Annotated in this window: 2 protein-coding genes and 1 riboswitch; both genes read right to left on the bottom strand. The window is 34.9% G+C overall.

Features of this window, described 5'->3' with window-relative positions:
• Window positions 1–1,291, bottom strand: a 1,291-nt coding sequence (locus PHQ99_08640; protein ID MDD4289639.1) for a carboxypeptidase-like regulatory domain-containing protein, incomplete at its 3' end; no start/stop codon positions are given.
• 130 nt (window positions 1,292–1,421) lie between these two features.
• A riboswitch (cyclic di-GMP riboswitch) is annotated at window positions 1,422–1,600 on the bottom strand.
• Window positions 1,601–2,493: 893 nt separating this feature from the next.
• Window positions 2,494–2,728 (bottom strand): hypothetical protein (locus tag PHQ99_08635; protein MDD4289638.1); only part of this gene is annotated, 235 nt, incomplete at its 5' end.

Genomic DNA, 2,728 nt, shown 5'->3' with positions numbered 1-2,728 from the left:
CTGTAATATTTATATCGCTACTCAGGGAATCAATAGTATAAGTCTCATTAGTTGATCCGATTGAAGAACCATTAATATACCAATCCTTTATCTGCCAATCTTGAACAGGTGTTGCGGTAAAGACAACAGACTTTCCTTTTTCGATATCATCACCACTGTTAATAGCAACATCATCAACCTTTGCACTTAAACTTCCATTATCCGGACCGGGAAAAGTAACCGTATACTTTTCTGACTCTGTTTTGGGAAATATCGCAGTCACCACACCTGAATTTGCTGGGTTAGAAATACTATCAGCACCTTCTACTTTAAAGAAGTTTGAAGGTACTCCACTTAAAGTATAACCATCATTAGGTGTCAGAGTAATAGTTGCAGTATAAACTGTATTTCCCTGGAACTTATCATGTTCAGGCTTCCAGCTCACTGTGCCGGTGTATTGAGTATTCGACTTAGAGCTGCCGGAAACAGCAGATTTTACGGCAATATCAGCGATTGTCGTCACCGGGACTTCGCCTGTTACTGGTGCTTTGATTCCAGGAATAACTGCGGCATTTATTGTTGTTTTTGTAACTGATGAGGGAGTTCCACTGCTTCCTCCACTATCAGCAGAAGGTGTAGTTCCGGGAGATATAACCCCACAGCAACTATAAATTGCATCAGAAACCATAGTGACAAGTTCATCATAATTACTATTATTTTCAATAGCATCGATGTCCAGTTGGTTAACAGCTCCTGCAATGGTTTTAACCATATTATACACACTGGATTTCTTGTTAAAGCAAGAATAGTCTTCACCATAACAATCCTTAAGATACTCTATAACCAGAGCTAATGAAGTGGAGTTACAATCCGGTGTACCTGCATCAACAGCTTGTCCTAATGGTTTCTCTACAACATCCTTTGTTAAATATTTGCGATCCGAAGGACAATAAGCAGTAATAATATAAATACCTGGTTTTACATCTTTAAATGTATAATTTCCGGATTTATCACTAATGGTAGTATCCAGTAATGTCTTACAATTTTCAGTGCTTTTAAGTTCTACTACTGCTCCGGGAATCACTGCCCAGGATTCTGTTTTAGTGGAATTATTTTTGGTATTTTGTTTTTCACTTTTAAGAATACAGCAGGTAAAAGGCATCTTAATGGTACCATTAATCACCGTATTATCTTCATCAGTGGTTCCAGGTGAAGGGGTAGGAGTAACCGGGGTTATACCCGCACAACTTGTTAGCAAAAATATTATCAGTCCGAATAAAAAAATAGGCAAAGTTATTTTTGAAACTTTCATTTTAAAATCTCCTTTTTATTATTTATATTTTAACTGAGATACCCTAATTTGGTATCCAAAAGGTTAAAAATTCAGCAGTTCAAAAAACCCCTCAGGTATAACCTGCAGGGGTAAATATAAATAACAAAAAGCCGGCAGTTTGGCAATCATAGTCTGCTTGTAAAGAAGAGAGGGGAATTTTATTTTATAATAGTTTAAAAAGAGGGTAATAAATAAAATCAAATATTCTCATATAAAATAAATATAAGTACAGACCGTAGACCCAATACTTTGCGCCCTGTCCTTTTGGACAGTTTACCTTTTTCAACTTTTTATTTTTGCTCTATAGTCACCACCATCCTTAAAATAATCTTTAAATAATTAAGACTGTAAGTCAAATTGTATTACTTATAAATACAAAAATATATTTATATTATAATTATTCCCTAAATTAATTTTTTTAGACAAAAAAATAACAATGGTTCAAGAAACTTAAAATAATCTCTGGGCAAGATTGGAAAGCAGAAGAAAACAAAACAATTTATTTTCCAGTTTTCCAATGTTCCATGAAAATGCTCCCCCCAGGTATGAATGGTTGAGATTACTTTGGTCACCATGTTCCCTCGCATTGACAAGATAATTAGTTAGCCGTTGGCCGTTAGTAGTTAACTAAAAGAAAATATAAAATACTTTTTTGTGATTGGAATATGATTTAGGAGACACATCCTCCCACTGTAGTTGCGAGTGAATAAAGTAAGCGAAGCAATCCCATCCTATTATTCCCGCATATTTAATCCTCTATTAAAAACATTAAGAAAATACAATTAGATTTTCTCATCACACAGAGAACCTCGTATTGATGTTCAAAACTTCAATTTAGTCTAAATTATTCTACTTAAAGATTGTCAAAAGAACCGTCCCCTTGACAATACTAATCCTTTCTTGATGAAGGGATCTGAACTATCTCGTCTCCTACCCCTTGAGGGGGGGGAGGATTAAGGTGGGAGTGAGGAAAGACAGTTTTTAGTTTATAGTTTTTTGTTTTTAGTTGAAGAGAAAATAAAAAATAAGAAAATACAATTGATAATCTTTGATTTTTTATTAGATACAACTTGTGGCTTATATGATAAAAATAACCCCACTGGTATCACTACCAGCGGGGTGTTGTTAGTTAGATTTTGTCGTCAAATAGGAAACCGTCCCCTGTTTTTATGTTTGTTAACTTATTGACAGGCATTTAATGTCGGTATTGAACAAGTTCCTGGATAAGATCCACCAGAATTTTTTACCCATATATCATAATAATGCATTCCTCCTGGTGAAACTGTTAAACAAATCCATCCCTTTGGGCTCTGATCAGGGTTACCACTTGGAGTAAATCCTATTGATGTTGGGCATTGATTTTTTGATGGTTTGTTAGCCCATAATACATAACTACCAACTGGTAAACTGATATTG

It is taken from the genome of Atribacterota bacterium (assembly GCA_028703475.1).
Lineage (GTDB): Bacteria > Atribacterota > Phoenicimicrobiia > Phoenicimicrobiales > Stramentimicrobiaceae > JAQVMU01.
The sequence above is the reverse complement of the archived record's forward strand: the minus strand, read 5'-3'. Positions and strand labels throughout refer to the sequence as shown.